Source organism: Vibrio eleionomae (assembly GCF_009874545.1).
Lineage (GTDB): Bacteria > Pseudomonadota > Gammaproteobacteria > Enterobacterales > Vibrionaceae > Vibrio > Vibrio nitrifigilis.
Window position 1 is genome coordinate 30,719 of sequence record NZ_WEKT01000033.1, and the last position, 23,718, is coordinate 54,436.

Consider the following 23,718-nt stretch of genomic DNA (forward strand, 5'->3'; position numbering starts at 1 on the left):
TATTTCATTTTACGCAGCGATATCACTGGCTTTTTTTCTTCCCAATAAAGCCATCTAATACGATCATTACCGCCCCAATGCAGATAGCACTGTCGGCAAGATTAAAGGCTGGCCAATGGTAATTTCCCCAAAAGACATCAAGGTAATCCACCACATACCCATGAACTATGCGGTCAAACACATTACCCACAGCGCCACCAATAATCAGTGCGTAAGCGATGTTACTCCACTTTTCTTTGGCCTCTGAACGACGCATCGTCAGAATGAGAAAGACCACCACAGCAAAGGCTATAAGCGTAAATAACCAGCGCTGCCAACCTGCTTGGTTGCTTAAAAAGCTAAAAGCAGCCCCAGGGTTATGCACATACACTATGTTAAAAAATGGTAAAACCGACACGTGGTTTTCCCAGCCATAGCCTACAGAGCCCATTACTATGAATTTAATAGCAATATCAGCTATGAATACGAGTAGCGCTAGCGCTAACCAGCGCACTCCCGATTGTTTGAGCGTTATAGCCTGTTTTGTCATGAATACCGTCTTTTATTATGCGTACTTACGTACTTCACCTTCGCCTTCAACGTTAGACACACAACGACCACAAATAGTTTCGTGGCCTTTAATTGTGCCTACATCGTCGGTATGGTGCCAGCAACGTTCACATTTATGAGCTTCAGTTTTAACCACTTCAACAAACAGACCTTCATGATCAGTCTCTTGAGCGTTCGAGGTTTTCTCTGCAAGAGGTTTTACTGTTGCACCAGAGGTAATAAGAACAAAACGCAATTCGTTTTCAAGCTTATTGAGTTTCTCAGTTAAAGCATCATCAGCAAACAAGGTCACTTCTGCTTGTAGAGAACCACCAATCACTTTTTCACTGCGTGCCGCTTCCAATAGTTTGTTCACAGAGCCACGTACATGCTGAATTTCCGTCCAGAACTCATTATTAAGCTCTTCGCCTTCGGCAAGGCCGAATAGACCATCGAACCACTCTTCAGTGAAAACATACTTAGCACGGTTTTCACCATTTGCTTGTTTCACTGGCATTGCGTTCCAGATCTCATCAGCAGTGAACGACATAATAGGTGCCATCCAACGAACTAGAGCTTCGACAATGAAGTACAGGGCAGTTTGACAACTACGTTGTGCATGACCACCTTGTTTTGCTGTGTACTGACGGTCTTTGATTACATCTAGGTAGAAAGAACCCATTTCAATTGAGCAGAAATGCATCAAACGTTGAACAACATTGTGCATGTTGTATTCTTCGTATGCTTTGATGATGTCATCTTGGAACGCTTGTGCACGGCCAACAGCCCAACGATCCAACGCAACCATTTCATCAGCAGGAACAACGTCAGTTTCTGGGTTGAAACCATTTAGGTTAGCCAAGAAGAAACGCGCTGTATTACGAATACGGCGGTATGCATCAGCACTGTGTTTTAAAATTTCATCAGAAACAGCAACTTCACCGGTATAATCCGTTGAAGCAACCCACAAACGAAGAATGTCTGCACCTAGCTTGTTCGTTACATCTTTTGGTGCAACCACGTTACCGATGGACTTAGACATTTTACGGCCTTGACCATCAACCACGAAACCATGCGTTAATACTTCTTTGTAAGGTGCTTTGCCTTTCGTTGCTACAGCAGTAATCAAAGAAGATTGGAACCAACCACGGTGTTGGTCAGAACCTTCAAGGTACATGTCAGGTTCATTACCGTTGAACTCTTCACGAGCATCCACAACTGAGTAATGAGTAACACCAGAATCAAACCATACGTCTAGAGTATCCAATACTTTTTCGTATTGCTCAGCATCGGCACCAATTAACGTTTCTGGCTCAACATCCCACCATGCTTGAATACCTTTTTCTTCAACGAGTTGAGCTACTTTTTCAATAATAGCTAGCGTATCAGGGTGTAGTTCAGCAGTCTCTTTGTGTACGAATAGAGTAATTGGAGTACCCCAAGTACGCTGACGAGAAATACACCATTCAGGGCGACCTTCAACCATACCTTCAATACGGTTTTGACCCCAATCAGGCATCCATTTTACGCCTTTGATCGCTTCAAGGGCATTTTTACGCAGGCCATTTTGGTCCATAGAGACAAACCACTGTGGCGTTGCGCGGAAAATAATTGGCGTTTTGTGGCGCCAGCAATGAGGGTAGCTGTGCACAAACTCTTCGTAATGAAGTAACGCGCCTTTTTCTTTTAGTAGCTCAACCACAGCAGGGTTAGCTTTAAAGACATGTTGACCAGCAAAGAACTCAGTATCAGGTAGATAAACACCGTTAGAACCAACTGGGTTCGCTACTTCTAGACCATATTTTTGACCAACAACAAAGTCTTCTTGACCATGTCCTGGCGCAGTATGAACCACACCGGTACCAGCATCAGTCGTTACGTGATCACCAAGAATCGCAGGTACTGTAAATGCTAGGAATGGATGCTGGAATTGCAGTAATTCTAAATCAACACCTTTGCTATAACCAAGTGCACGGTAATTTTCGATGCCCGCGCGAGCCATCACATCTTTAAGTAGCTCTGTTGCAACGATAATACGCTCAGGGTTATCGCCTTCGACTTGAACCAACACATACTCAAGGTCTTCACGAACACAAACCGCACGGTTTGCAGGAAGAGTCCATGGCGTCGTCGTCCAAATAACGATTGAGATATCACCTTCCCCTTGTTCACCTTCGAAAGCAAATTTGCTTAGAAGTGCTGCTTCATCAGCCGCTTTAAAGCGAACATCAATCGATGGCGATGTCTTATCTTTATATTCAACTTCAGCTTCCGCTAGAGCAGAACCACATTCTGTACACCAGTGAACAGGTTTAAAACCTTTGTGTAGGTGGCCATTATCCGCAATCTTACCTAAAGCACGAATAATGTTAGCTTCTGTAGCAAAATCCATAGTGCGATATGGTTTATCCCAATCGCCCGTAATTCCAAGACGCTTAAAGCTCTCTTTTTGGCCTTCAACTTGGCCCGCTGCATATTCACGACATTTTTCACGGAATTCAGCGGCAGTCAGTTTCTTGCCTGGTTTGCCAAATTTTTTCTCTACCATCAATTCGATAGGTAGGCCGTGGCAGTCCCAACCTGGGATATATGGAGCATCAAAACCTGAAAGTGTTTTGGATTTAATAATAATGTCTTTAAGAATCTTATTCAGTGCGTGACCAATATGAATGTCACCGTTAGCATACGGAGGGCCATCGTGTAATACGAAAGATTTTTTGCCTTTTTTGGCTTTACGGATCGCACCGTAAAGATCTTCTTCATACCAACGCTGAAGCATTTCTGGCTCACGATTGGCCAGATTGCCACGCATCGGAAACCCTGTTTCAGGTAGGTTCAGGGTATCTTTATACTCACTCATCGATTCTTAATTCCGTTAGTTGGGCGAAGTTAGACATTATGTTGAAAGGTAGATATTTCCAATCAACCCTTACGCTGACGCAGCCACACCCTTGCTGCCTCAGCATCCAATTCGATCTGTTGTTTTAGTTCATCAAACGACGCGAATTTTACTTCGTCACGCAATTTATGCAAAAGGAGAACTTCTAACTGTTTACCGTATAAATTGTCATGAAAGTCGAATAAATGAACTTCTAATTGTTGGCGGACACCGTTAACTGTTGGTCGTTGGCCAATATTAGCCACGCCACCAATCGCAGTATTCCCGAGCCCTTTTACTTCTACGACATAAACACCAGAAACGGGAGAAACACAGCGTTTCAATGGTATATTCGCAGTAGGAAAACCTATTGTTCTTCCAAGTTTTCTACCGTGAGACACTCGACCACTAATACTGTAATCACGACCTAGCATATCGGCTGCAGAGGCCAAATTATCACTAGCAAGTGCTTCACGAATTGCGGTACTACTTACTCGTAAGCTGGATAGGCAAAAGCTCTGCGTACTGACGACTTCAAAGCCATATTGTTGGCCTGCTTGCTGCAACATGGCAAAGTTGCCCTGTCTTTCTCGGCCAAAGCAGAAGTCATCACCTACTACGAGAAACTTAACACCCAATTGCTTGACCAACAAGTCATGGACAAAGCTTTCCGCCGTCATAGAAGCAAAATGGTAATTAAAATTCACACATAGCAAACGATCAATCCCCAGTTTATCGAGCTGAACGAACTTATCTCGTAAGCGCGTCAGTCGAGCGGGAGCTCGATCTTTTGCAAACAATTCCATAGGTTGCGGTTCAAATGTCATCACCACAGAGTCGAGCCCAAGTCGCTCAGCTCGTTGTGAAACCTGACGAAGAACTTGCTGATGCCCAAGGTGAACACCGTCAAAGTTCCCTATCGTCAATACACAGCCATGATGGTGTGATTTGATATTATGTATGCCGCGAACGAATTCCATCAGAATCTGTTTAAAACCTACTTTTATTATTGTTAGAGCGTGAAACTGGCGGATTATACCCTAAAGCACCTTAATCTGTCGCCGCTTTTAAATCTTTTAAGCGAACACCCAATATAAGAGCTGAAACAATATACACACCAGCACCAAGTACAATTAATCCGATTAGCATTGACGCTCGGTGCAATAAATCCCAGGTTAACCAAACAGACATATCAGCTAATTGCCATTCCACTGCTGCGACCATAAGCGCACCAGCAAGAATCAAACGTACAATAAAGCCAATCGTTTTGCGAGTCACAATATAGACTCGTTGCAGATGAAGACCACGATACAGCAAGGCCATATTCACAAATGCCGAACACGCAGTAGCGATAGCTAAGCCGATATAACCAAAGAACCAAGCAAATATCGCATTCAAAACCATGTTAGTGACCATTGCGACAATACCGTAACGCACTGGAGTTTTAGTATCTTGCCGTGAGTAGTAACCAGGAGCTAGGACTTTGATCAACATAAAGTTAAGTAAGCCCGATGCATAAGCTAATAGTGACAGCGAAGCTTGGTGAACATCTTCCGGAGAGAATGAACCGCGCATAAAAAGCACCATGATCATTGGCTTAGCTAGAACCATCAAGCCTAACATGGCAGGAATACCTAATAGCGTGACCATCCTTACTCCCCAGTCCATCGTTTCGGAGAACCCCGAACGCTGAGCATCAACATGCTTGCGAGACAAAGCTGGAAGAATCACAGTGGCAATCGCAATGCCAAACATTCCCAAAGGGAATTCAAGTAAACGATCAGAATAATAGAGCCAACTAATTGAGCCGGTTTGAAGAAAACTAGCGATAAAAGTGTCGAACAGTAAATTAATTTGACTGACGGAAACACCAAACAGAGCTGGGATCATCAAGGTTCGTATTTTTACCACTCCCGGATCTCGCCATCCCCATTTAGGACGAGATAACACGCCCGCTTTTATTAGGAAAGGCAATTGGAAGAAGAACTGCACCATGCCGCCTAAGAACACACCGATCGCCAAGCCAATTTCGGGCTCAGCTAACTGAGGTGACAAAAATAGTGCACAACCAATGATCATCACATTGAGAAATACCGGGGTAAATGACGAGACCGCAAATTTCCCCATCGTATTTAAAATAGCGCCAGATAAAGCAACAAAAGTGATGAACCACAAATATGGGAAAGTAATCTTAAGTAATAAACTCGCCAGCTCAAATTTAGCAGCAGCCGGTCCTCCATGGAGCCAATCGATAAACCACCCAGCACCAAATACAGCAGTCACCGCACCTGAAAACAGTACTCCACAAATAGTGACGAGACTAACAATGACACCTAATGTGCCAGAAGCTCGAGCAACCAGTTCACGTGTTTTATCCATGTCTCCCGAGGCATGATATTCAGTGAGAACAGGAACAAAGGCTTGAGAAAAAGCGCCTTCAGCAAAAAGACGGCGTAAAAAATTAGGAATTTTATTGGCAAAGAAAAAGACATCAGCACTCGCGCCAGCACCCATTAGGTTCGCAACCACAACATCACGAACTAGGCCAAGCACCCGAGAAATCAACGTCATAGCGCTGACAATAATGCCAGACTTGAGCAAGCGTCTACTCACAGCTACCTCGAAAAAAACCGCTAAAGTCACATTATCGTGATCAGATAAAAAAGAATGTCAGTTCCTGATTAGATAAGTATTAGCAATGGAAAAAAAATACTGTTAGAATCCACGCCATCTTAACCGCGAAGCTCTTCCGAATCCAAACTTGTTTGGCTTAGGCGGGTTTTTGCACAAATCATTTGACATTTGAGTGCAAATAAGGGATATTTCCGGCCCTTAAATTGTCACCGAACTAAAGTTTTTGGGAGTTAGACCCTTGGCAAATAATAAATCTGCTAAGAAGCGCGCTATCCAATCTGAAAAACGTCGTCAGCACAACGCTAGCCGCCGTTCTATGATGCGCACTTACATGAAAAAAACTGTAGCTGCAATCGCTGCAGGCGACAAAGAAGCTGCAACTGCAGCATTCGCTGTTGTTACACCAATCCTTGACCGTATGGCAACTAAAGGCCTTATTCACAAGAATAAAGCTGCACGCCATAAGTCTCGTTTCGCTGCTGCTATCAAAGCTCTTTAATCAGAGTCAGATACTACAGTGATAAAAAAAACCGGCTCACGCCGGTTTTTTTATTTCTGCCTGTCTAAAAAAATATACCAATCACAATGATGTTGTGGTGCTTACCACTGTGACTGGTATCGTTTTATTACGCTTCTGCCACGCAATATAATCCGTGCAACGCTTCCATTAAAGAACGGACTTCAACACTACTCAATGTGTAATACACAGTTTGCGCTTCTTTACGGGTTTCAACTAACCCATCACGACGTAACCATGCTAAATGTTGAGATAGTGCCGATTGACTCAAAGACAATTTACCACACAACTCTCCCACAGAGAGTTCCTGATTATGTAGCATACAAAGAATCTGTAAACGTCTTTCATTTGCCATCGCTTTAAGTAATACGACTGCTTCGGCGGATTTGCTTTCTATTTCTTGTAAGTTCATCAGTATAAAGGCCTCATAGGACAACTGTTAAAAACACCGTTCATTCGGGCCCAAGTTTCTGAAGTAATTGAAAATACAAATAAGACTTAAGTAATCGGGGAGTACTACCTAAGACTTAAATAACGACCTCTCACTGACCCGAACACTAGGCGTAACAACAAACCAGTAATAAATGCATCATTATGGGGAATTAATGATACTCCTTATTGGGTAGAGAGATATTAATCGATTTATTCGCTCTAATAAATGAATTAATCGAATAAATTAATAAAATTTCGTTCGCACACGTTTTTTACTGCCGGGTGTTGAATCATCCTTTCAGCAAATATTACATAGTATTCTTCTTTTAACTCATCAATTTGTTCTAGTTTAATTAATGGTGTTTCGTCTGATATTTCTTGTGCGTAAAATGATGGCGCAAGAAATAAAGTATTCGGTTGGTAACGAGCAAAGGCATTCATTAATGCTGCGTCATCAAATTCGCCTAAAATATTCGGGTTAATACCTTGACGATCAAACCATTGATGAACTTTTCTCCCCATTGCAGTACGACTACCAGGAATCAATAAACGGCTATTTTCCAATATTTCAGGAAAGCTTCCTGAATCAATAGGAGAGCGAGAAAAGAAACTCATATGAACTTCACCTAGTTTTTTACTAAATAGACCAGGACTTTGACTTGAATCGACTGGGCAGTCGGAAAGAATCATGTCTAACTTGTGCTGTGAGAGCTGTTCTAACAGCATTTCATGGGTAGATTCGAAACATCGTAGGTGGAGACGGTTATCTTCTGGTATAGCCGTGCTGAGAACCTTACTGACAAGTCGTTTAGATAATGAATCCGCTACGCCAACATCAAATAATATATTAGAACGCTGACTGTAGTTCACAATATCCATCATTTCATAGCTTAAGCCAAACATGCGATCGGCATATTTAAATACCAATTGGCCTAATTCTGTGGGTTCAATACTCCGACCATTACGTTTAGTTAACTTACCACTCATTCTTTCTTCTAAGGCTTTTATTTGCCCTGTCACCGTTTGAGGAGTGAGAAATAATGCATCAGCAGCTTTCGTTATTGAGCCTTGCTTACACACCATCCAAAAATAGTAAAGGTGATTATAATTAAGGTGAGACATCCTATTTCTTCCGAGTATTGTTATTAAATATAATTTATATGTAATAAAACACAGCTATTAAGCAATAATAAATTCAATAATTGCTATCTAATAAATAAGCCTAGCTATTAAATGGTATTTTATGAAACTGATTATATAATAAAAAAGCGCCAACCATGGCGCTTTTTTATTAAACAGAAAACGGATACTTTATGGGTTCATGGTACTCATACCCAATAACCTCAAAATCATCTAATGTCACCCATGTTTCAATATCTTCTAAGGTTTTGATATCTGGATTAATTTTAAACTGAGGCGCACCTAAAGGTTCACGTTTGAGTTGCACATCACGCATCAATTCTAATTGATCTTCATAAATATGTGCATTGACTATCTTATGGTAGGCATGACCCGCTTTCTTCCCTGTAATCTGAGCCATAATGGCTAAAAAGGCATAAACCTGAACCATATTGAAGTTCAACCCCAACGGCACATCACAAGAACGCTGAGTGCTATTGAGATATAGAGTATCACCTAATAAAGAGAAATGATGGCTATACATACATGGACGCAAGCACCCCATGTGAAACTCACCAGGATTATAGAAATTTAGAATTTCACCACGATCATCAACACCTCGAGTAAGGTCATCAACGATTTTTTTCAGTTGATCAATATGGCCACCATCAGGTTTCGCCCAAGAGCGTCCCTGAACGCCGTATACACGCCCCATATCATCTTCACCTTTACGGTAAGGATTATTTAGCCATGCATCATTTTGGTTAGCGTTGGCATCCCATGTTTTCGCCCCCAACTTGCGAAAATCTGCAGCATTATCATAGCCTCGTAGATAACCGAGCAACTCTGCGACTGCTGCTTTCCAAAAGCTTTTTCGGGTTGTCACCAATGGAAACTGATTAGCAGCAACGTCATAGGTTAAATCCGCATTGATAACCGTTAGACAACGTTTACCGGTACGTTCATTATTAATCCACTGCCCTTCATCAACGATACGTTGGCAAAGCTCTAAATACTGTTTCACATTTAACCCTTACTTTTCTACTGCGGGTGCATCTTTGTATACACCACGTTTGTATGACCAGATAATCAACGCTAATCCACAAATAATCATAGGGATAGAGAGTATCTGTCCCATTGAAATAACCCCATCAAACAAGCCTAATTGCGGATCAGGTTGACGGAAGAATTCAACAAAGGAGCGGAATATACCATAAAGCATCAAAAACAGACCAGAAACAGAACCTAATGGACGAGGCTTGCGAATAAACACATTGAGTACAAGCAGCAGCACCACACCTTCTAAGCAAAACTCATAGAGCTGAGACGGGTGACGAGGATATGGACCGCCGCCAGGGAAGATCATCGCCCAAGGAACATCGGTGATACGGCCCCAAAGTTCACCATTGATGAAATTACCCATGCGCCCTGCCCCTAAGCCAAATGGAACAAGTGGTGCGATAAAATCGGCAATACTAAAGAACGAACGCTTGTGTTTACGGCCATATAGGAACATTGCTGTAATAACACCTAATAACCCGCCATGGAATGACATACCACCAGTCCAAACCTCAAACAAGTACAGTGGGTTATCAATAAAAAGCCCTAAGTTATAAAACAAGACATACCCAACACGTCCACCGATGACAACACCGAGAAAACCAGCAAACAGTAAGTCGGATACTTGCTCTCGAGTCCAACCACTTCCTGGTTTATCTGCACGACGGTTGGCTAACCACATAGCAAAGAGGAAACCGACCAAGTACATTAATCCGTACCAACGCACAGATACGGGTCCAATCGAAAAAATGACAGGATCAAAATCGGGAAAATGGAAATAGTCTTGCGACATAAATAAAGCTCTCTTTTACTAGTCTACAACTGATTATTGCACCAGCATACTGGTCGCAACGCATATCAAAAATAATGAAAAAAACTTCTTCAGTACTGGGGCTGGTAAACGGGTTGCTAGTTTTGCTCCAATACGAGTCGTGAATACTGACGTTATGGAAATCGCCACCAGCGCAGGTATATACACATATCCAACACTATATTTAGGCAAGCCTTCCACATGAAAACCATGGAAAATGAACCCTAACATTCCCGACAAAGCAATACCAAAACCGCATACGGAAGAAGAACCAACAGCCTGACGTATTTCTACTCCGTGCCGGTTAAGAAATGGCACAGATAGTGAGCCTCCACCTATTCCGGCTAGGCTAGAAATAATCCCTATACCACTTCCCCAAAGTGAAGTGATTAGGGCATTGGGCATGCAACCTTGCGTCACCGTTTTAATAGAACGATACATTTGCACCGCTAACACAAACACAATCACACCAAATACTTTCGGTAAATATTGGGTTGGAATCCACTCAGTCAGTGTTGCTCCTATGTAACCACCGATTAATACCCCGGGCATTAACCATTTAACGACAAAAAAGTCGACATTACCTAACCGAAAATGATTAAAGGAGGAAGAAGCAGAAGTCACGATAATAGTGGCTAAAGATGTCGCTAATGCCAAATGCATGACAAGATTTTGAGAAACATCAGCAAAAGGAAGAATAAACACAAGGGCAGGAACAACAACGAGCCCACCACCAATTCCTAACAAACCAGCAAGGACACCAACAATAGACCCTAAACACAACATTAGAGCCAGCAATTCTAAGTTCAAACTGTATTCCTATTATTTACCTGCGCGCACAAAACCCGCAAAGCCTTTTTCTTCAAAGTACATTAACATCATATTATAAATGTCTTTTCCATATGATTGCATTAAGGCTTGCTCAGAGAGTTTCTTCAGATCATTTAGATCGGAATTACGCAGCAAATATTTAACGCGGGCCACATTCGACGTGTTCATACTCAATGACGTGAATCCCAGTCCAGTCAACAGTAATGAGCCCATTGGGTCTCCAGCTAACTCACCACATATACAAACTGGTAGCTGATACTGTTCGCAGGTCTTTTGAATTTGCTGCAAAACCATTAATACGGCTGGATGCATAGGATCATAGACATCAGCAACGCGCGTATTGTTCCGGTCGACGGCTAAAAGGTATTGTGTCAGGTCGTTAGTCCCGACAGACACAAAGTCGATCTTATTCGCAACATTAGGCAATAAATACAGCATAGAAGGCACTTCTAACATAATGCCAATTTTGGGCATGACAACGCGCTCATCAGCTTGTACGGCATCTTCGTATGCTTGATGTAATAAACCTAAAGCATCATCAAGCTCTTTGACGTTAGATATCATCGGTAACATGATGGAAAGATTTTGATGTTCCGCACTCGCTTTAAGCATAGAGCGCAGCTGAATTAGGAAAATATCAGGATGATCGAGTGTAAAACGGATCCCACGCCAACCAAGAAAAGGGTTATCTTCTTCTATTGGTAAATACGGTAATGGTTTATCTCCGCCTACATCTAACGTACGCATAACGACGCGTTTTTTAGGATAAGACGCTAATACAGTTTGATAAAGCTGAATTTGTTCTTCTTCTGAAGGGAAACGATGCTGCATCAAGAAAGAAATTTCAGTTCGGTATAACCCGACCCCATCTACTCCCTGACTAATCGCAACATTGGATTCACCAGTTAACCCCGCATTGAGTAATAACTCGATACGCTGACCATCCTGGGTAATTCCGGGTTCAGAAACGGTCTTATTGACTATTTTCGCCAGTTCGCGTTCTTCATTCGCTAACGCTTTGTACTCACGTAATACTTGTCGATTAGGCGAAATAAATAACTTGCCACTGTAACCATCAACAATGCCACGCTTGCCGTTTAACTCTTTTAAATTAAGTTTAACTCCCACAATCGCAGGGACACCTAACGCCCGAGATAAAATCGCAGCATGTGAGTTTGCCGCACCTTCAAGCGAAACTACCGCGAGTAATTTATCTTTAGGTAAAGTAGCGAGCAGTGAAGCAGTTAGCTCACGTACCACTAAAATAATTGGCTTTTTAAGGTTTTGCTCTTGTTCAGAATTGTATAAAAAGTAGAGTAAACGTTGACCTAATTCACGGATGTCTTGTGCTCTTTCACGCAAATATACATCGGACATTCGAGCAAAACGATTAGAATACGCTTCGACCACTTGGCGTAACGCCCAGTCAGCTCGATCGCCTTTTTGCACTTGTTCTTTAAGATCCTTACGCAACATAGGATCATTTAACAAGTGAGTAAATAAATCAAAAATCGCTAACGTTTCTTTGTGTATTTCACTATCCAACCGCTTACGCATTTTACGAAAATCCGCTAAAGCGTTTTCAATAGCTCGGTTAAGCCATTCCTGCTCACGGCTAATATCAACGGTGGATGCAGGAAATACATCAGATAAAAGCGGTTGAGAGTCGTCCCACCAAAAATCGCCGATAGCCACGCCTGGTGAGGCAGGGATACCACTGACTGTTTTTTGTTTAGAGAGTAACCATTGGCCCTGAGTTTGAGCATGAGTCACGATAACAGCCAACTGAGCGGCTAATGTAACTAAGAAGGAAACTTCCATTTCACTAAACAAGCGTGGTTTCTTCTGTTGAACAACCAGAATACCAAGAACTTGTTTACGATGAATGATAGGAGTGCCAAGGAAGGAGTTGTAAACTTCTTCTCCAAGCTCTTTGAAATATTTAAAGTTGGGATGTTTTGAGGCTTCCGCGACATTTAAAGGTTCAGCTGAGCGTTTTACTAACCCAACCAAACCTTCATCGAAGCCTATATGAATCTTATCACCTTGGAACTTTAGGCCTTGCGTCGCCATTAATTCCAAACGTTGCTGCTCTTCATTAGCTAAGTACACAGTGCAACAGTCAGTGCCCATTGCGGCACATGTCTGCTTAACAAATGTATCTAAAGCTAGGTGGACATCTTCAACTTTAGAAACCTGTTCAACTATATCCCTTAGCTGAGAAAGCATGCTGTTAGATTACCCTCTTCGGAATTTACGTTTACCTTTCACCTTACGTTCTTTGAAAGGCATCGCTATCGATACAAACTCTTTCATGGCACGACGATACACATCGCGCTTAAAAGAGACGACTTGCCTTACTGGATACCAGTAACTTACCCAGCGCCAACCATCAAATTCAGGGGTTGAACCGCTCTGCATGTTGATTTTTGATTCATCACATTCAAGACGCAGTAAAAACCATTTCTGTTTTTGTCCAATACAGACAGGTTGCGAATCCCATCGAACAAGGCGTTTGGGCAATTTATATCGCAACCAATGACGACTTGTCGCTATGATCTTCACATCTTTTTTCGTTAGACCGACTTCTTCATAAAGCTCACGAAACATCGCTTGCTCGGGAGTCTCACCATCGTCAATCCCCCCTTGAGGAAATTGCCACGAGTGCTGTCCATATCGTTTCGCCCAGAATACCTGACCATGGTTGTTACATATCACGATACCAACATTAAGTCGGTAACCATCGCCATCTATCACTGGCAAACCTCTAATAAATTTTAATTACAGTGATTTTTCCACATATCCCCAGCCGGAGCAAACTAACTCGTAAATTTCCGGCAATATTTATGGGCGACATGGCAAAAACTCCACATTTTCGCAGCGATTATTACTTATCAACAACGCAATGAGACCTAGACCACATTTATTCACGTTTTCTGTGAATAAGTGTGTGAAGAAGCCTGTTTTTCGATTGAAAAAACACCAATACGAACAAAAAAGATCCTATTCCAATATATAGAATAAATATAAATAATCATTAATAAACATAAAGTTAAAACAAAAATAAGGCATGATATATGTGCTCTTTTTTGTAAAGATCATTTCAATACAAAAATCGAACAAAGATCCATCAATATGCGGGTTATCCACATTTATAAAAAAGGGGCACCACAACGCTAGCAAATTTCAACTATTTTCGTCCGACTAAACCCCTGTTTATTCATACATGGAAAGAGTAATTAACCACATAACAGTGCCTAAGTTGTGGATAAGTTTTTTATTTAGGATCCTATTCACACCAACCAGCAATCGTGTACGATCCTCTCTAGACATTGTTAAACATTAATGAACAGATGAAACCAGAACCACAATCCGAACAAGAACTGATGGAAAGAGCTCGTGCGATTGCAGGAAGCTCCTTTGAACAGTTAGCTGAAGAAGCACAAATGACTGTCCCAAACGATCTACGTCGCGATAAAGGATGGGTAGGACAACTACTTGAGTGGCATTTAGGCGCGACAGCTGGCAGTAAACCAACCCAAGATTTCGCCGATCTAGGGATCGAACTGAAAAGTATTCCGATCAGTTATCACGGAACACCACTAGAAACCACTTTCGTCTGTGTAGCCCCTCTCACAGGTATTCACGGTTTAACGTGGGAAACAAGTCATGTCCGTAATAAGTTATCACGAGTATTGTGGGTCCCCGTCGAAGGAGAAAGAGAAATTCCATTAAATCAACGTCGTGTCGGAATGCCGCTTATATGGAGTCCTTCAGAACAAGAAGAAGCTCAATTGAAAGCCGATTGGGAAGAACTGATGGAATTCATTGTTCTTGGTCAGTACGATAAAGTTACCGCTCGGCATGGTGAAGTACTGCAGCTACGCCCTAAAGCAGCAAATGGTCGGGTACTCACCGAAGCCTATGGCTCAAACGGCAAGCCGATTCGCACCCTACCACGTGGCTTTTATTTACGTACTCAGTTCACGGCTAATATATTGCAAAATTACTACGCATAATCGTGAAAACAATTATGAGTACAATGGCAACGGAATATCACTGTATTTGTTATCTCCCGGTATACCACACTCCTCATACGGTGTAGACAAACGTAAGTAAGCACTTTTTAAACCAAACTTCATTAACTGTAATTTCGCTTCATCGAGTGATGAAAAGTGCAACGTTACATCACGATCTCTTAATGGTTCTAAATGATGTTTGTGTTCGACTAAAATACTGTACTGCCGAGCATCAGCGCACCCCATGATAAAAACTTTGGGTTGATCCTCATTCTGTTGATTGCGTAACCATTGATTAAATTGTGCCTTTTCCATTTCTTCGCTCCAACATAAACCAGTGTCGACACATTTATACGTGCCAAAGATCGACTCTGGGCACATTTCTGTTTTCTTTTTTTCTTGTTATTCGCTTATAGTGAGTACTACGCTGAAAAAGTAGTCGATATATCAAACGGCTAGAGAACAATACCAACAAACGGATACTCACTTTACGGTGAGCAACCGTTCGAATCTGTCCTTGTGACAAGGAAGTGCTATGCAATATACAAAACTGCCCAACTCAAGTTTAGAAATCAGCCCTATCTGTCTTGGCACCATGACTTTTGGTGAACAAAATAGTCAATCAGATGCTTTTCAACAACTGGACTACGCATTAGAACGTGGAATCAATTTTATCGATACAGCAGAAATGTACCCCGTACCGCCTAAAACAGAAACTCAAGGAAAAACAGAAGAGTACATCGGAAATTGGTTAGAAAAATCGGGAAAGCGTGAAAAAATTGTTCTCGCGACTAAAGTATCAGGCCCTAGTCGGGTCAATCATATCCGCGACAATATGGCACTTGATCATCGGAATATCCATCAAGCTATTGACGATAGCTTACGCCGCCTCAAAACGGATTATATCGATTTATATCAAGTTCACTGGCCACAACGTAATACGAATATGTTTGGTACTTTGAACTTCCCCGATCAAGAAGAACAAAGTTCAGTGAGCCTGATTGAAACATTAGAAGCACTGAATGATGTCGTTAAAATGGGGAAAGTTCGTTATATCGGTGTTTCTAATGAAACACCTTGGGGTTTGATGTCTTACCTTCGTCTTGCCGATAAACACGATTTACCAAAAGTTGTATCGATTCAAAACCCTTACAATTTATTAAATCGGACCTTTGAAGTGGGGCTTTCTGAAGTTTCTCATTATGAAGGCGTCAAGTTACTCGCCTACTCTCCAATGGCGTTTGGCATTTTAAGTGGTAAGTACCTTAATGGAGCACGGCCTAAAGGCGCTCGGTGTTCCCTATTCGAACGCTTCCAACGTTACTTCACACCACAAGGTATTAAAGCCACTGAAGCCTATGTCAATTTAGCCAACGAGTTTGGCCTTGATCCCGCTCAAATGGCACTAGCATTCGTGAATCAACGTCCATTTGTTGCCAGTAACATTATAGGTGCAACCACCATGGAACAATTGAAAGCAAATATCGATAGCTTAGATGTTACTTTGAGTAATGAGTTACTACAAAAAATCGATGAAATAGCAGCGGTTTATTCTAACCCTTGTCCATAGATATTTTATTTACCCATAAGTATACCCAAATGACCTCAAGATGCAGGATTCAGAGCTTCATCAACGAGCCTAGGTCAAGCCCAATCACGGTAGGAATGGCTATTCCCTTTCAACGTGATTGAGCGCAGAAATAGGTTTGTTGATGAGCTCCCGAAGGGCGAGTTTTATTCGCTCTTATGCTGTGTTACTGATTTTCAACGTAGAATGACTATGTCTTCAAATCAAAGCCTTGCCTAAGAGCGAATACATTCTCGCTGAAACAGCATCTTGAGGTTACTTGGGTATAAATGAATACACGATCAATCAAATAGGGCTAGCAAATGCTAGCCCTATTTCTATAACGCCAACCTCGATAATGATGTCATTCTCCTCGAGATTGGCTGACGATCACGTCGGTATTCGCGATGTTAAAACCCGACGGATATGACGAATACGACGTTCGGCTTTAACAGAGTCCGGAATACTGACTGTACCAATAGCTCGACCATCAGGTTCAAGACCAATATCGCGCAGTAAATAGGCATTATCCCATGGTACATCATAGGCACTACGACGAACTTGACGTCGCCATTGACGTTCTTCACGGCGTAGATCCGCGCGAACAAACAATACAGCAATTTTTAGATAGATTGATTGAGACATTATTGCTCTCCAGCATTTAATGGTTAAGGATGCTGGGGAAACAGGCGAAAGCCTAATAAAGGGAAAAGCTATAGATACAATAACCCCTTGTTCAGCTGCTTGTTTCCGCAGCCTAAAAAGAGGTTACGGACTAATCTTCGGCGTAGTTACCCTTATCCATCGCTAGCTTAGAAACTAACTGACAGGTAAGAACGTTCTTGGGTGAACGTTTAATTGCAGACGCATGCGGTTTGATTGCGGTAAATCGTTTCATCATGCGCCTCCTAGCGAAAATTAATCCAAAAATATTTAAATTCAGTGAGTTAAGCTCACGAATAAATAATAACCCACAACGATGATTATTCAACCGATAATCATCAGTTATCCAAAAAACAACCAATCACTCCATGAATAATCAGAAAAAGCCCTTAATTCAGGGGATATGCAGAGCGTTTCACTAATAAATCAGTGCAATACTCTGCAAAAGATAAAATTAATATTGTTATATAACGTTAACTATTTATATTTTAGTGATATAAGTAATCAACTATGACGTGTAATGAGTATCAGATATTAATTTATGTTTATTTAATAGCCGATACATAGTGGCCCGAGATATTCCTAATTCTTTTGCGGCTAAAGAAACTTGTCCAGCGTTAGACTCCAGAACTAACAGTAATGCATCGCGTTCAGAGCGTTCACGAATGCTCTTCAAGCTACGCTTACCATCAATACGCTTGGGCAGATCTAAGTCATCTTCTTTAAGCATGACGCTATCAGACATCAACACAACACGCTTAATTTGATTCATCAATTCACGAACATTGCCAGGCCAGTAATAACGAGTTAAAGCTCTTAAGGCGTCCTCTGAGAAACTGCGAGCCTGTGCATTATATTCTTTAGAATAGATTTGTAAGAAATGCGTCGCTAATGGCGAAATATCAGCCGCTCGCTCTTTCAAACTAGGAACATTGATCCTCAGTACATTAATGTAATGATAGAGTTCATCATTAAAATCTCCATCAATTAATGCCTTTTCAATATCCGATGAGTTAGCCGCTAATACGCGGACATCGACTTCTTTAGAACCTTCCGGAGTTTCAATAATGCCTTCTTGCAGAAAACGTAATAAATTAATCTGCTGCTGTTTTGGTAAGGTCAAAATATCATTGAGTAGGATGGTGCCACCATCGGCTTGCAGTGGAAGGATGGTATTAGGATCTGCATTACCGATACCAAATAATTCACTTTCTAGGCGCTGCTCAGACATCGCTCGACAATTCACCGAAATAAAGTTCTTTTGTGCTCGTGACGATGTTTTATGAATAGCTTTGGCAACCGTTTCTTTACCTGAGCCACTTTCGCCATAAATCAAAATACTCACATCGGTTGGACCAATCCGTTTGATTTGATCTCTTAAGCGTTTCACCGCTGTCGATTCACCCAATAGCCCCATATTGCCTATTGAGCCATAGCTCGGCCATACCTTCTTCTCTAATTTAAGCATTCCCAGTTGGTGACCAATAGTACTTAGCAGCTGAGCATCTGGAATAGGAGCGGTAAAAAAGTCGATACAGAAGTTAACGATAAATTGGCAGATAGTATCGGAACTCAATTGAGTTTCTCGAATGAAAGCGAGCCAACGCACTTGTTTGTGGCTACTCACCAGGTTTGCGATTCCGTTAAGACTAAACTCGTCTTGACTCAAATCAACAATCCCAATACACGGACCGGTTTCTGTAAAAAGCGTATCAGCCTTGCGCAGATCCGAACACAGCTTACAGCTCCATCCTGCTTGTTCAAGCACTGACAACCAAGGTTCGTATGTTCCCCCGACGAGAATTAATGAACCCGGTGCTGAATCCATCCGAAAGTTGTTCCCCATGAATCAGTTCCTTTTTTAAACTAAATGTTGCTATCTAACTTTTGGCATTTGTATTTAACGGTAAACCGTTACAATAACGAGACTTGAGACAGATATCTGTCTCACTTTTAAGACTAGTAGGCAATTACTGACTTTTCCACACAAAAACTAAGTTTTTCTAAATTTTCTGCATAGACAGATAGATAGCTAGATAAACTCCCATATATTTACCGATTATCATGCGAAAACAAAAAAACCGCCTTCTTGACAGAAGACGGTTATCAACGAGGTGTTTGCCTTATATTTTTAAAGGCTGGTGATTAGTGCTGCGGACGCATTGCTGGGAACAAAATCACATCACGGATAGTGTGTGAGTTAGTAAATAACATAGCTAGGCGGTCGATACCGATACCTTGACCCGCTGTTGGTGGAAGACCATGTTCTAACGCAGTAATATAGTCTGCATCGTAGTACATTGCTTCGTCATCACCCGCATCTTTCGCCGCAACTTGTGCTTTGAAACGAGAGTCTTGGTCTTCTGCATCGTTCAACTCAGAGAAACCATTTGCCACTTCACGGCCACCGATGAAGAATTCAAAACGGTCAGTGAAGAATGGGTTGTCATCACTACGACGAGCCAGTGGAGAGATGTCTGCTGGGTAGCCAGTGATGAAGGTTGGTTGAATCAGTTGAGGTTCCGCTGTTTCACCGAAGGTTTCTTCAAGAAGCTGACCACAAGTCCAGAATGATTCAACTTCAACACCCACAGATTTCGCTATACGAACCATTAGGTCACGATCTTGCACGCTATCTTCAGTCATTGCTTGAATTTCAGCGTGGTCTGGGTTGTATTTCTTGATAGCTTCTAGCATGGTCATACGTGCGTATTGACCGCCGAACTCAACCATTTCGTCACCGTAAGGTACCGCAGTTGCACCTAGCACTTCCATTGCCACTGAGCTTAGCATTTCTTCTGTCAGATCCATCAGATCTTTGTAGTCAGAGTAAGCTTGGTAGAATTCCATCATGGTGAATTCTGGATTGTGACGAACAGAAAGACCTTCGTTACGGAAGTTACGGTTGATTTCGAATACGCGATCAAAACCACCCACTACCAAACGTTTTAGGTAAAGTTCAGGGGCAACACGTAGGTACATGTCGATATCCAATGCATTGTGGTGAGTCACGAATGGACGTGCAGTTGCACCGCCAGGAATCACGTGCATCATTGGCGTTTCAACTTCTAGGTAGCCTTTGGTTGTCATGAATTGACGAATTGCAGCCACCAATTTAGAACGAACGATAAACGCATTACGAGAATCTTCGTTCACGATTAGGTCAACGTAACGCTGACGGTAGCGCATTTCTTGGTCGGTTAGGCCGTGGAATTTTTCTGGGAGCGGACGAAGTGCTTTCGTTAGCAATTCATACTCTTCCATGTTCACGTAAAGATCGCCTTTACCTGATTTATGAAGCGCACCTTTCACACCGATGATGTCACCGATATCTAAACCTTGGTATTTCGCTTTAAGCTCTTTTTGCACATCTTTAGCCGCGTATGCTTGAATACGGCCAGATGTTTCTTGAAGCACGATGAATGGACCACGTTTTGCCATAACACGGCCAGCAACTGCAACGATGTGGTTTAGTTCTTCTAGCTCTTCCTTGGTCTTTTCACCGAACTCTTTCTGAAGATCACCCGCTAGACTGTCGCGACGAAAGTCATTTGGGTGACCATTCGCCTTTGAGTCTTTACGGATGTGCTCCAGCTTGCTACGACGTTCTGCAATTAGTTTGTTTTCTTCTTGCGCGATTTGAGCTTGGCTCTTTTCGTTGTGAACAGCATCAGTCATTTTGCATGTATCCTGTTATTTGTCGGTAAAAAGCTTAAAGGCCAGATTTAAGGCTAGCTTCTATAAATTTGTCTAAATCACCGTCGAGAACCGCTTGAGTATTACGGTTTTCAACACCTGTGCGTAGATCTTTGATTCGGGAGTCATCTAGTACGTATGAACGAATTTGGCTACCCCAACCGATGTCTGATTTCGCATCTTCATTTGCTTGTTTTTCAGCATTTTGCTTCTGTAATTCATACTCAAACAATTTTGCACGAAGTTGTTTCATCGCCTGATCTTTGTTCTTATGCTGGGAACGATCGTTCTGACATTGAACAACAATATTGGTCGGTAAGTGGGTAATACGTACCGCAGACTCAGTGGTGTTAACGTGCTGACCACCGGCACCAGAAGCGCGATATACGTCAATACGCAAATCTGCCGGGTTAATATCAATATGAATGTTGTCATCAACCTCAGGATAAACAAACGCAGAAGCAAACGAAGTGTGGCGACGACCGCCTGAATCAAATGGCGATTTACGAACTAGGCGATGAACGCCAGTTTCGGTACGTAACCAACCATAAGCATACTCACCAGATACTCGGATTGTTGCAGATTTTAATCCTGCGACTTCCCCTTCAGAAACTTCGATAACTTCTGTCTTGAAACCTTTCGCTTCAGCCCAACGCAAATACATTCGAAGCAACATTGATGTCCAATCTTGCGCCTCTGTACCACCGGAGCCTGCTTGAAGATCCACATAACAATCAGAAGAATCATGATCACCAGCGAACATACGACGGAATTCAAGCTGTGCGAGTTTATTTTCCAACTCTTCTAATTCAGGGCCAATCTCATCGAAAGTTTCTTGATCTTCCGCTTCAACAGCTAATTCAAGTAAACCATCAACATCATCAACCCCTTGATCTAAAAGATTAATGGTTTCAACGACAGCTTCAAGTGCAGAACGTTCTTTACCTAACGCTTGTGCGCGATCAGGCTCATTCCACACATCTGGTTGTTCTAATTCTGCATTGACTTCTTCAAGACGCTCTTTTTTCGCGTCATAGTCAAAGATACCCCCTCAGGACATTAGTGCGATCTTGCACATCCTGAAGACGATGTTTAATTGGATTGATTTCAAACATATTTTCTTAATATTTATGAATAGAATTTAACCGCAGAATTCTACTGAAAAACAACCTTAAGATACAGGAAAAAATCGAGGAATTCGCCCTTTCCACCTAAGTTAGCGCCACTTTTCATTGTTTTATAAACCGTTATCCCCAAGTCTCCTCAAGATACAGCTTCTGCGACAATCGATAAGCTCTTAGGCAAGACACTGATTTGAAGATAAAGTCATTCTACGCTGAAAATAAAAAAGGCAGTGATATCACCATCACTGCCTTTAGATTAATCAATGTTGTGTCGTCAGAAATTACGCGATTTCTTGACTCACTTTCTCTGACTTTTCTTCAGGGCTTAAAAACATAGCCACCACTAAAGCCGCCGCTGTGGGTAGCACCCATCCCATACCGTCTTGGAACAATGGAAGGAAGTTAAATACAGAAACATTTACACCAATCTGTTTAGCAGCATCAACCAAAGCAAATAGCAGTGAAACCAGCAGGACTACACGATACGCCAGTGTTGGATTTGGTAAGAATTTGCGAACAAAAGCCAGCACGACAAGCGCAATCGCTACAGGGTAAAGAGCAAACAACACTGGAACAGATAGTGAAATCAGCTGATTTAAACCAACATTAGCAACAACGGCACAAACAATACCGATAATTACGACCCATTGACGATAGCTGATTGGTGTAATTCCACTAAAGTAATCAGATACAGAAGAAAGAAGACCGATAGCCGTAGTCAAACAAGCCAATGCCACGATAATAGATAGAACGATTTGACCGTAACTGCCAAACAGCGCTTGGATATAGATACTTAAAATCTCACCGCCGTTAGCTGAATGAGCTGCGATACTGCCACTCGTCGCACCAAGGTAAAACAAAGAAATATAAACAAATGCCAGCCCCGCAGCAGCGATGACTGCAGCACTGATTAAATATTTTGTCGTGGCTTTAGCATCTGTGATGCCTTTTCCTTTTAAACCTTCTACCACCAAGATACCGAACATCAAAGACGCAAAGGTATCCATCGTGTTATAGCCTTCAAAAAAACCAGTGGTAAATGGCGCAATCGCATAAGCCTTTTGTGCCACCATAATATCCCCTTGAGGGGCCACAAATACGGCGATAGCTAAAATTGCTAAGCATAAAAACAGCACAGGCGTCAGAATCTTACCAATCATGTCGATCAATTTGCCTTGCGACCAAGAGAAGAACATAGCGATAGCAAAGAAAACTACGGAGAAGATGGCCAGCGACACTTTATCAGGATTACTTAGTAATGGTTTAACTGCCATTTCATACGCAACCAGACCTGTACGCGGAGCGGCAAACGCAGGACCAATAATAATAAAGATCAGTGACGCCATTAATGTCGATACTTTAACTGGTAGATCTTTCGTTAGATGTTCCCAGCTACCACCAGCAATAGCCACGGCGATAATACCAGAGAGAGGAAGACCAACAGCAGTCAAAAGGAAGCCACCCATTGATGGCAAAAGGTTGTGACCGGCTAATTGTCCAGCCATTGGTGGAAATATAATATTGCCTGCACCCAAAAAGAATGCAAAAAGCATAAAACCAATAGCAATAATATCTGTTAATTTTAAACGCTGATTCACAGATAATCCTTAGTAAATTTTTGTTAGATGTTGTGTGCAACACAGTGAATAATTTGTGATTTACATCACTTATATGAAGGACAGAATAATGAACAAATTGATAATTTTTAGCAACCCCAAAGAAAAAATCGCTAGATTAATTTACATTTTTAGCTAAAAGCCAGTTTATATATCTAAATAATTGGGTTATATTCAGAATAAAATTCTGGTTAATTTTAAGATAAAAACACACCCAAATAGAA

The 23,718-nt window shown here is 41.9% G+C and carries 21 protein-coding genes; 3 read left to right on the forward strand and 18 right to left on the reverse strand.

Translation table 11 applies throughout. The annotated features are described in order from the left end of the window. Positions 1-22 precede the first annotated feature (22 nt). The 4 genes from lspA to murJ form a co-directional block, all read right to left on the reverse strand. A complete protein-coding gene (gene lspA, locus F9817_RS15695; protein ID WP_161157112.1) occupies positions 23-529 on the reverse strand; it encodes a signal peptidase II in 507 nt (168 codons plus the stop codon). Positions 530-544: 15 nt separating this feature from the next. Continuing rightward, the gene (ileS, locus tag F9817_RS15700) at positions 545-3,388 is read right to left on the reverse strand and encodes an isoleucine--tRNA ligase (protein WP_161157113.1); all 2,844 of its coding nucleotides are present in this window, start codon (positions 3,386-3,388) and stop codon (positions 545-547) included. Between the two features lie 62 nt (positions 3,389-3,450). Beyond that, the gene (gene ribF, locus F9817_RS15705; RefSeq protein WP_161157114.1) at positions 3,451-4,386 is read right to left on the reverse strand and encodes a bifunctional riboflavin kinase/FAD synthetase; all 936 of its coding nucleotides are present in this window, start codon (positions 4,384-4,386) and stop codon (positions 3,451-3,453) included. A 70-nt stretch (positions 4,387-4,456) separates the two neighbouring features. Next, the gene (gene murJ / locus F9817_RS15710; protein WP_161157115.1) at positions 4,457-6,019 is read right to left on the reverse strand and encodes a murein biosynthesis integral membrane protein MurJ; all 1,563 of its coding nucleotides are present in this window, start codon (positions 6,017-6,019) and stop codon (positions 4,457-4,459) included. Between the two features lie 259 nt (positions 6,020-6,278). Between murJ and rpsT the strand changes: the two genes are divergently transcribed. After that, positions 6,279-6,539: a 30S ribosomal protein S20 gene (gene rpsT, locus F9817_RS15715; protein WP_161157116.1), complete on the forward strand. Its 261-nt coding sequence runs from the start codon at positions 6,279-6,281 to the stop codon at positions 6,537-6,539. A 127-nt stretch (positions 6,540-6,666) separates the two neighbouring features. On the opposite strand, the gene F9817_RS15720 is transcribed toward rpsT, so the two are convergent. The 7 genes from F9817_RS15720 to rppH all read right to left on the reverse strand — a co-directional run bounded on the left by F9817_RS15720 (position 6,667) and on the right by rppH (position 13,566). Beyond that, on the reverse strand, positions 6,667-6,969 hold the full coding sequence (locus tag F9817_RS15720) for an ArsR/SmtB family transcription factor (RefSeq protein WP_161157117.1): 303 nt from the start codon (positions 6,967-6,969) through the stop codon (positions 6,667-6,669). Between the two features lie 251 nt (positions 6,970-7,220). Further along, positions 7,221-8,111, reverse strand: coding sequence for a transcriptional activator NhaR (nhaR, locus tag F9817_RS15725; protein WP_161157118.1), 891 nt, complete (start codon positions 8,109-8,111; stop codon positions 7,221-7,223). A gap of 169 nt (positions 8,112-8,280) precedes the next feature. Continuing rightward, positions 8,281-9,132, reverse strand: a complete 852-nt coding sequence (locus F9817_RS15730; RefSeq protein WP_161157119.1) for a thymidylate synthase — start codon at positions 9,130-9,132, stop codon at positions 8,281-8,283. A gap of 9 nt (positions 9,133-9,141) precedes the next feature. Next, positions 9,142-9,960 carry a prolipoprotein diacylglyceryl transferase gene (gene lgt, locus F9817_RS15735; RefSeq protein WP_161157120.1) on the reverse strand — a complete coding sequence of 273 codons (819 nt, stop codon included), beginning with the start codon at positions 9,958-9,960 and terminating at the stop codon, positions 9,142-9,144. A 33-nt stretch (positions 9,961-9,993) separates the two neighbouring features. Further along, entirely contained in the window at positions 9,994-10,788 is a 795-nt protein-coding gene (locus tag F9817_RS15740) for a sulfite exporter TauE/SafE family protein (RefSeq protein WP_161157121.1), read from the reverse strand. A gap of 12 nt (positions 10,789-10,800) precedes the next feature. Continuing rightward, complete coding sequence (gene ptsP, locus F9817_RS15745) at positions 10,801-13,038, reverse strand: phosphoenolpyruvate--protein phosphotransferase (RefSeq protein WP_161157122.1); 2,238 nt, start codon at positions 13,036-13,038, stop codon at positions 10,801-10,803. Positions 13,039-13,047: 9 nt separating this feature from the next. Further along, on the reverse strand, positions 13,048-13,566 hold the full coding sequence (gene rppH, locus F9817_RS15750; RefSeq protein WP_161157123.1) for an RNA pyrophosphohydrolase: 519 nt from the start codon (positions 13,564-13,566) through the stop codon (positions 13,048-13,050). Between the two features lie 596 nt (positions 13,567-14,162). Here rppH and mutH point away from each other — a divergent pair. Next, positions 14,163-14,828, forward strand: coding sequence for a DNA mismatch repair endonuclease MutH (gene mutH / locus F9817_RS15755; protein WP_161157124.1), 666 nt, complete (start codon positions 14,163-14,165; stop codon positions 14,826-14,828). 12 nt (positions 14,829-14,840) lie between these two features. Here the strand turns inward: mutH and F9817_RS15760 are convergent, their stop codons facing one another. Next, entirely contained in the window at positions 14,841-15,143 is a 303-nt protein-coding gene (locus tag F9817_RS15760) for a DUF6482 family protein (protein ID WP_161157125.1), read from the reverse strand. Positions 15,144-15,363: 220 nt separating this feature from the next. On the opposite strand from F9817_RS15760, the gene F9817_RS15765 reads away from it, so the two are divergent. Beyond that, positions 15,364-16,398 carry an NADP(H)-dependent aldo-keto reductase gene (locus tag F9817_RS15765; RefSeq protein WP_161157126.1) on the forward strand — a complete coding sequence of 345 codons (1,035 nt, stop codon included), beginning with the start codon at positions 15,364-15,366 and terminating at the stop codon, positions 16,396-16,398. A 387-nt stretch (positions 16,399-16,785) separates the two neighbouring features. On the opposite strand, the gene F9817_RS15770 is transcribed toward F9817_RS15765, so the two are convergent. The 6 genes from F9817_RS15770 to brnQ form a co-directional block, all read right to left on the reverse strand. Beyond that, a complete protein-coding gene (locus tag F9817_RS15770) occupies positions 16,786-17,040 on the reverse strand; it encodes a DUF1127 domain-containing protein (RefSeq protein WP_161157127.1) in 255 nt (84 codons plus the stop codon). Positions 17,041-17,170: 130 nt separating this feature from the next. Next, positions 17,171-17,296: a hypothetical protein gene (locus F9817_RS24305; protein ID WP_268982040.1), complete on the reverse strand. Its 126-nt coding sequence runs from the start codon at positions 17,294-17,296 to the stop codon at positions 17,171-17,173. A 270-nt stretch (positions 17,297-17,566) separates the two neighbouring features. Beyond that, the gene (gene vpsR / locus F9817_RS15775; protein WP_161157128.1) at positions 17,567-18,904 is read right to left on the reverse strand and encodes a cyclic-di-GMP-binding transcriptional regulator VpsR; all 1,338 of its coding nucleotides are present in this window, start codon (positions 18,902-18,904) and stop codon (positions 17,567-17,569) included. A gap of 299 nt (positions 18,905-19,203) precedes the next feature. Further along, entirely contained in the window at positions 19,204-20,736 is a 1,533-nt protein-coding gene (gene lysS, locus F9817_RS15780; RefSeq protein ID WP_161157129.1) for a lysine--tRNA ligase, read from the reverse strand. A 34-nt stretch (positions 20,737-20,770) separates the two neighbouring features. Beyond that, positions 20,771-21,869, reverse strand: a protein-coding gene (gene prfB, locus F9817_RS15785; RefSeq protein ID WP_161157130.1) for a peptide chain release factor 2 whose coding sequence is annotated in 2 segments (ribosomal slippage) — positions 20,771-21,793 and positions 21,795-21,869 — 1,098 coding nt in all. Because the reading frame shifts where the segments join, the coding sequence is not laid out codon by codon here. A 290-nt stretch (positions 21,870-22,159) separates the two neighbouring features. Then, positions 22,160-23,476, reverse strand: coding sequence for a branched-chain amino acid transport system II carrier protein (gene brnQ, locus F9817_RS15790; protein ID WP_161157131.1), 1,317 nt, complete (start codon positions 23,474-23,476; stop codon positions 22,160-22,162). Positions 23,477-23,718 lie beyond the last annotated feature (242 nt).

Excerpts from the sequence above, each read along its gene's own strand:
- lspA (WP_161157112.1), bottom strand. The coding sequence starts at position 529 with ATGACAAAACAGGCTATAACGCTCAAACAATCGGGAGTGCGCTGGTTA.
- vpsR (WP_161157128.1), bottom strand. The coding sequence starts at position 18,904 with ATGGGGAACAACTTTCGGATGGATTCAGCACCGGGTTCATTAATTCTC.
- lgt (WP_161157120.1), bottom strand. The coding sequence starts at position 9,960 with ATGTCGCAAGACTATTTCCATTTTCCCGATTTTGATCCTGTCATTTTT.
- F9817_RS15760 (WP_161157125.1), bottom strand. The coding sequence starts at position 15,143 with ATGGAAAAGGCACAATTTAATCAATGGTTACGCAATCAACAGAATGAG.
- ribF (WP_161157114.1), bottom strand. The coding sequence starts at position 4,386 with ATGGAATTCGTTCGCGGCATACATAATATCAAATCACACCATCATGGC.
- F9817_RS15765 (WP_161157126.1), top strand. The coding sequence starts at position 15,364 with ATGCAATATACAAAACTGCCCAACTCAAGTTTAGAAATCAGCCCTATC.
- ptsP (WP_161157122.1), bottom strand. The coding sequence starts at position 13,038 with ATGCTTTCTCAGCTAAGGGATATAGTTGAACAGGTTTCTAAAGTTGAA.
- lysS (WP_161157129.1), bottom strand. The coding sequence starts at position 20,736 with ATGACTGATGCTGTTCACAACGAAAAGAGCCAAGCTCAAATCGCGCAA.
- ileS (WP_161157113.1), bottom strand. The coding sequence starts at position 3,388 with ATGAGTGAGTATAAAGATACCCTGAACCTACCTGAAACAGGGTTTCCG.
- F9817_RS15720 (WP_161157117.1), bottom strand. The coding sequence starts at position 6,969 with ATGAACTTACAAGAAATAGAAAGCAAATCCGCCGAAGCAGTCGTATTA.
- mutH (WP_161157124.1), top strand. The coding sequence starts at position 14,163 with ATGAAACCAGAACCACAATCCGAACAAGAACTGATGGAAAGAGCTCGT.
- F9817_RS24305 (WP_268982040.1), bottom strand. The coding sequence starts at position 17,296 with ATGATGAAACGATTTACCGCAATCAAACCGCATGCGTCTGCAATTAAA.
- F9817_RS15770 (WP_161157127.1), bottom strand. The coding sequence starts at position 17,040 with ATGTCTCAATCAATCTATCTAAAAATTGCTGTATTGTTTGTTCGCGCG.
- nhaR (WP_161157118.1), bottom strand. The coding sequence starts at position 8,111 with ATGTCTCACCTTAATTATAATCACCTTTACTATTTTTGGATGGTGTGT.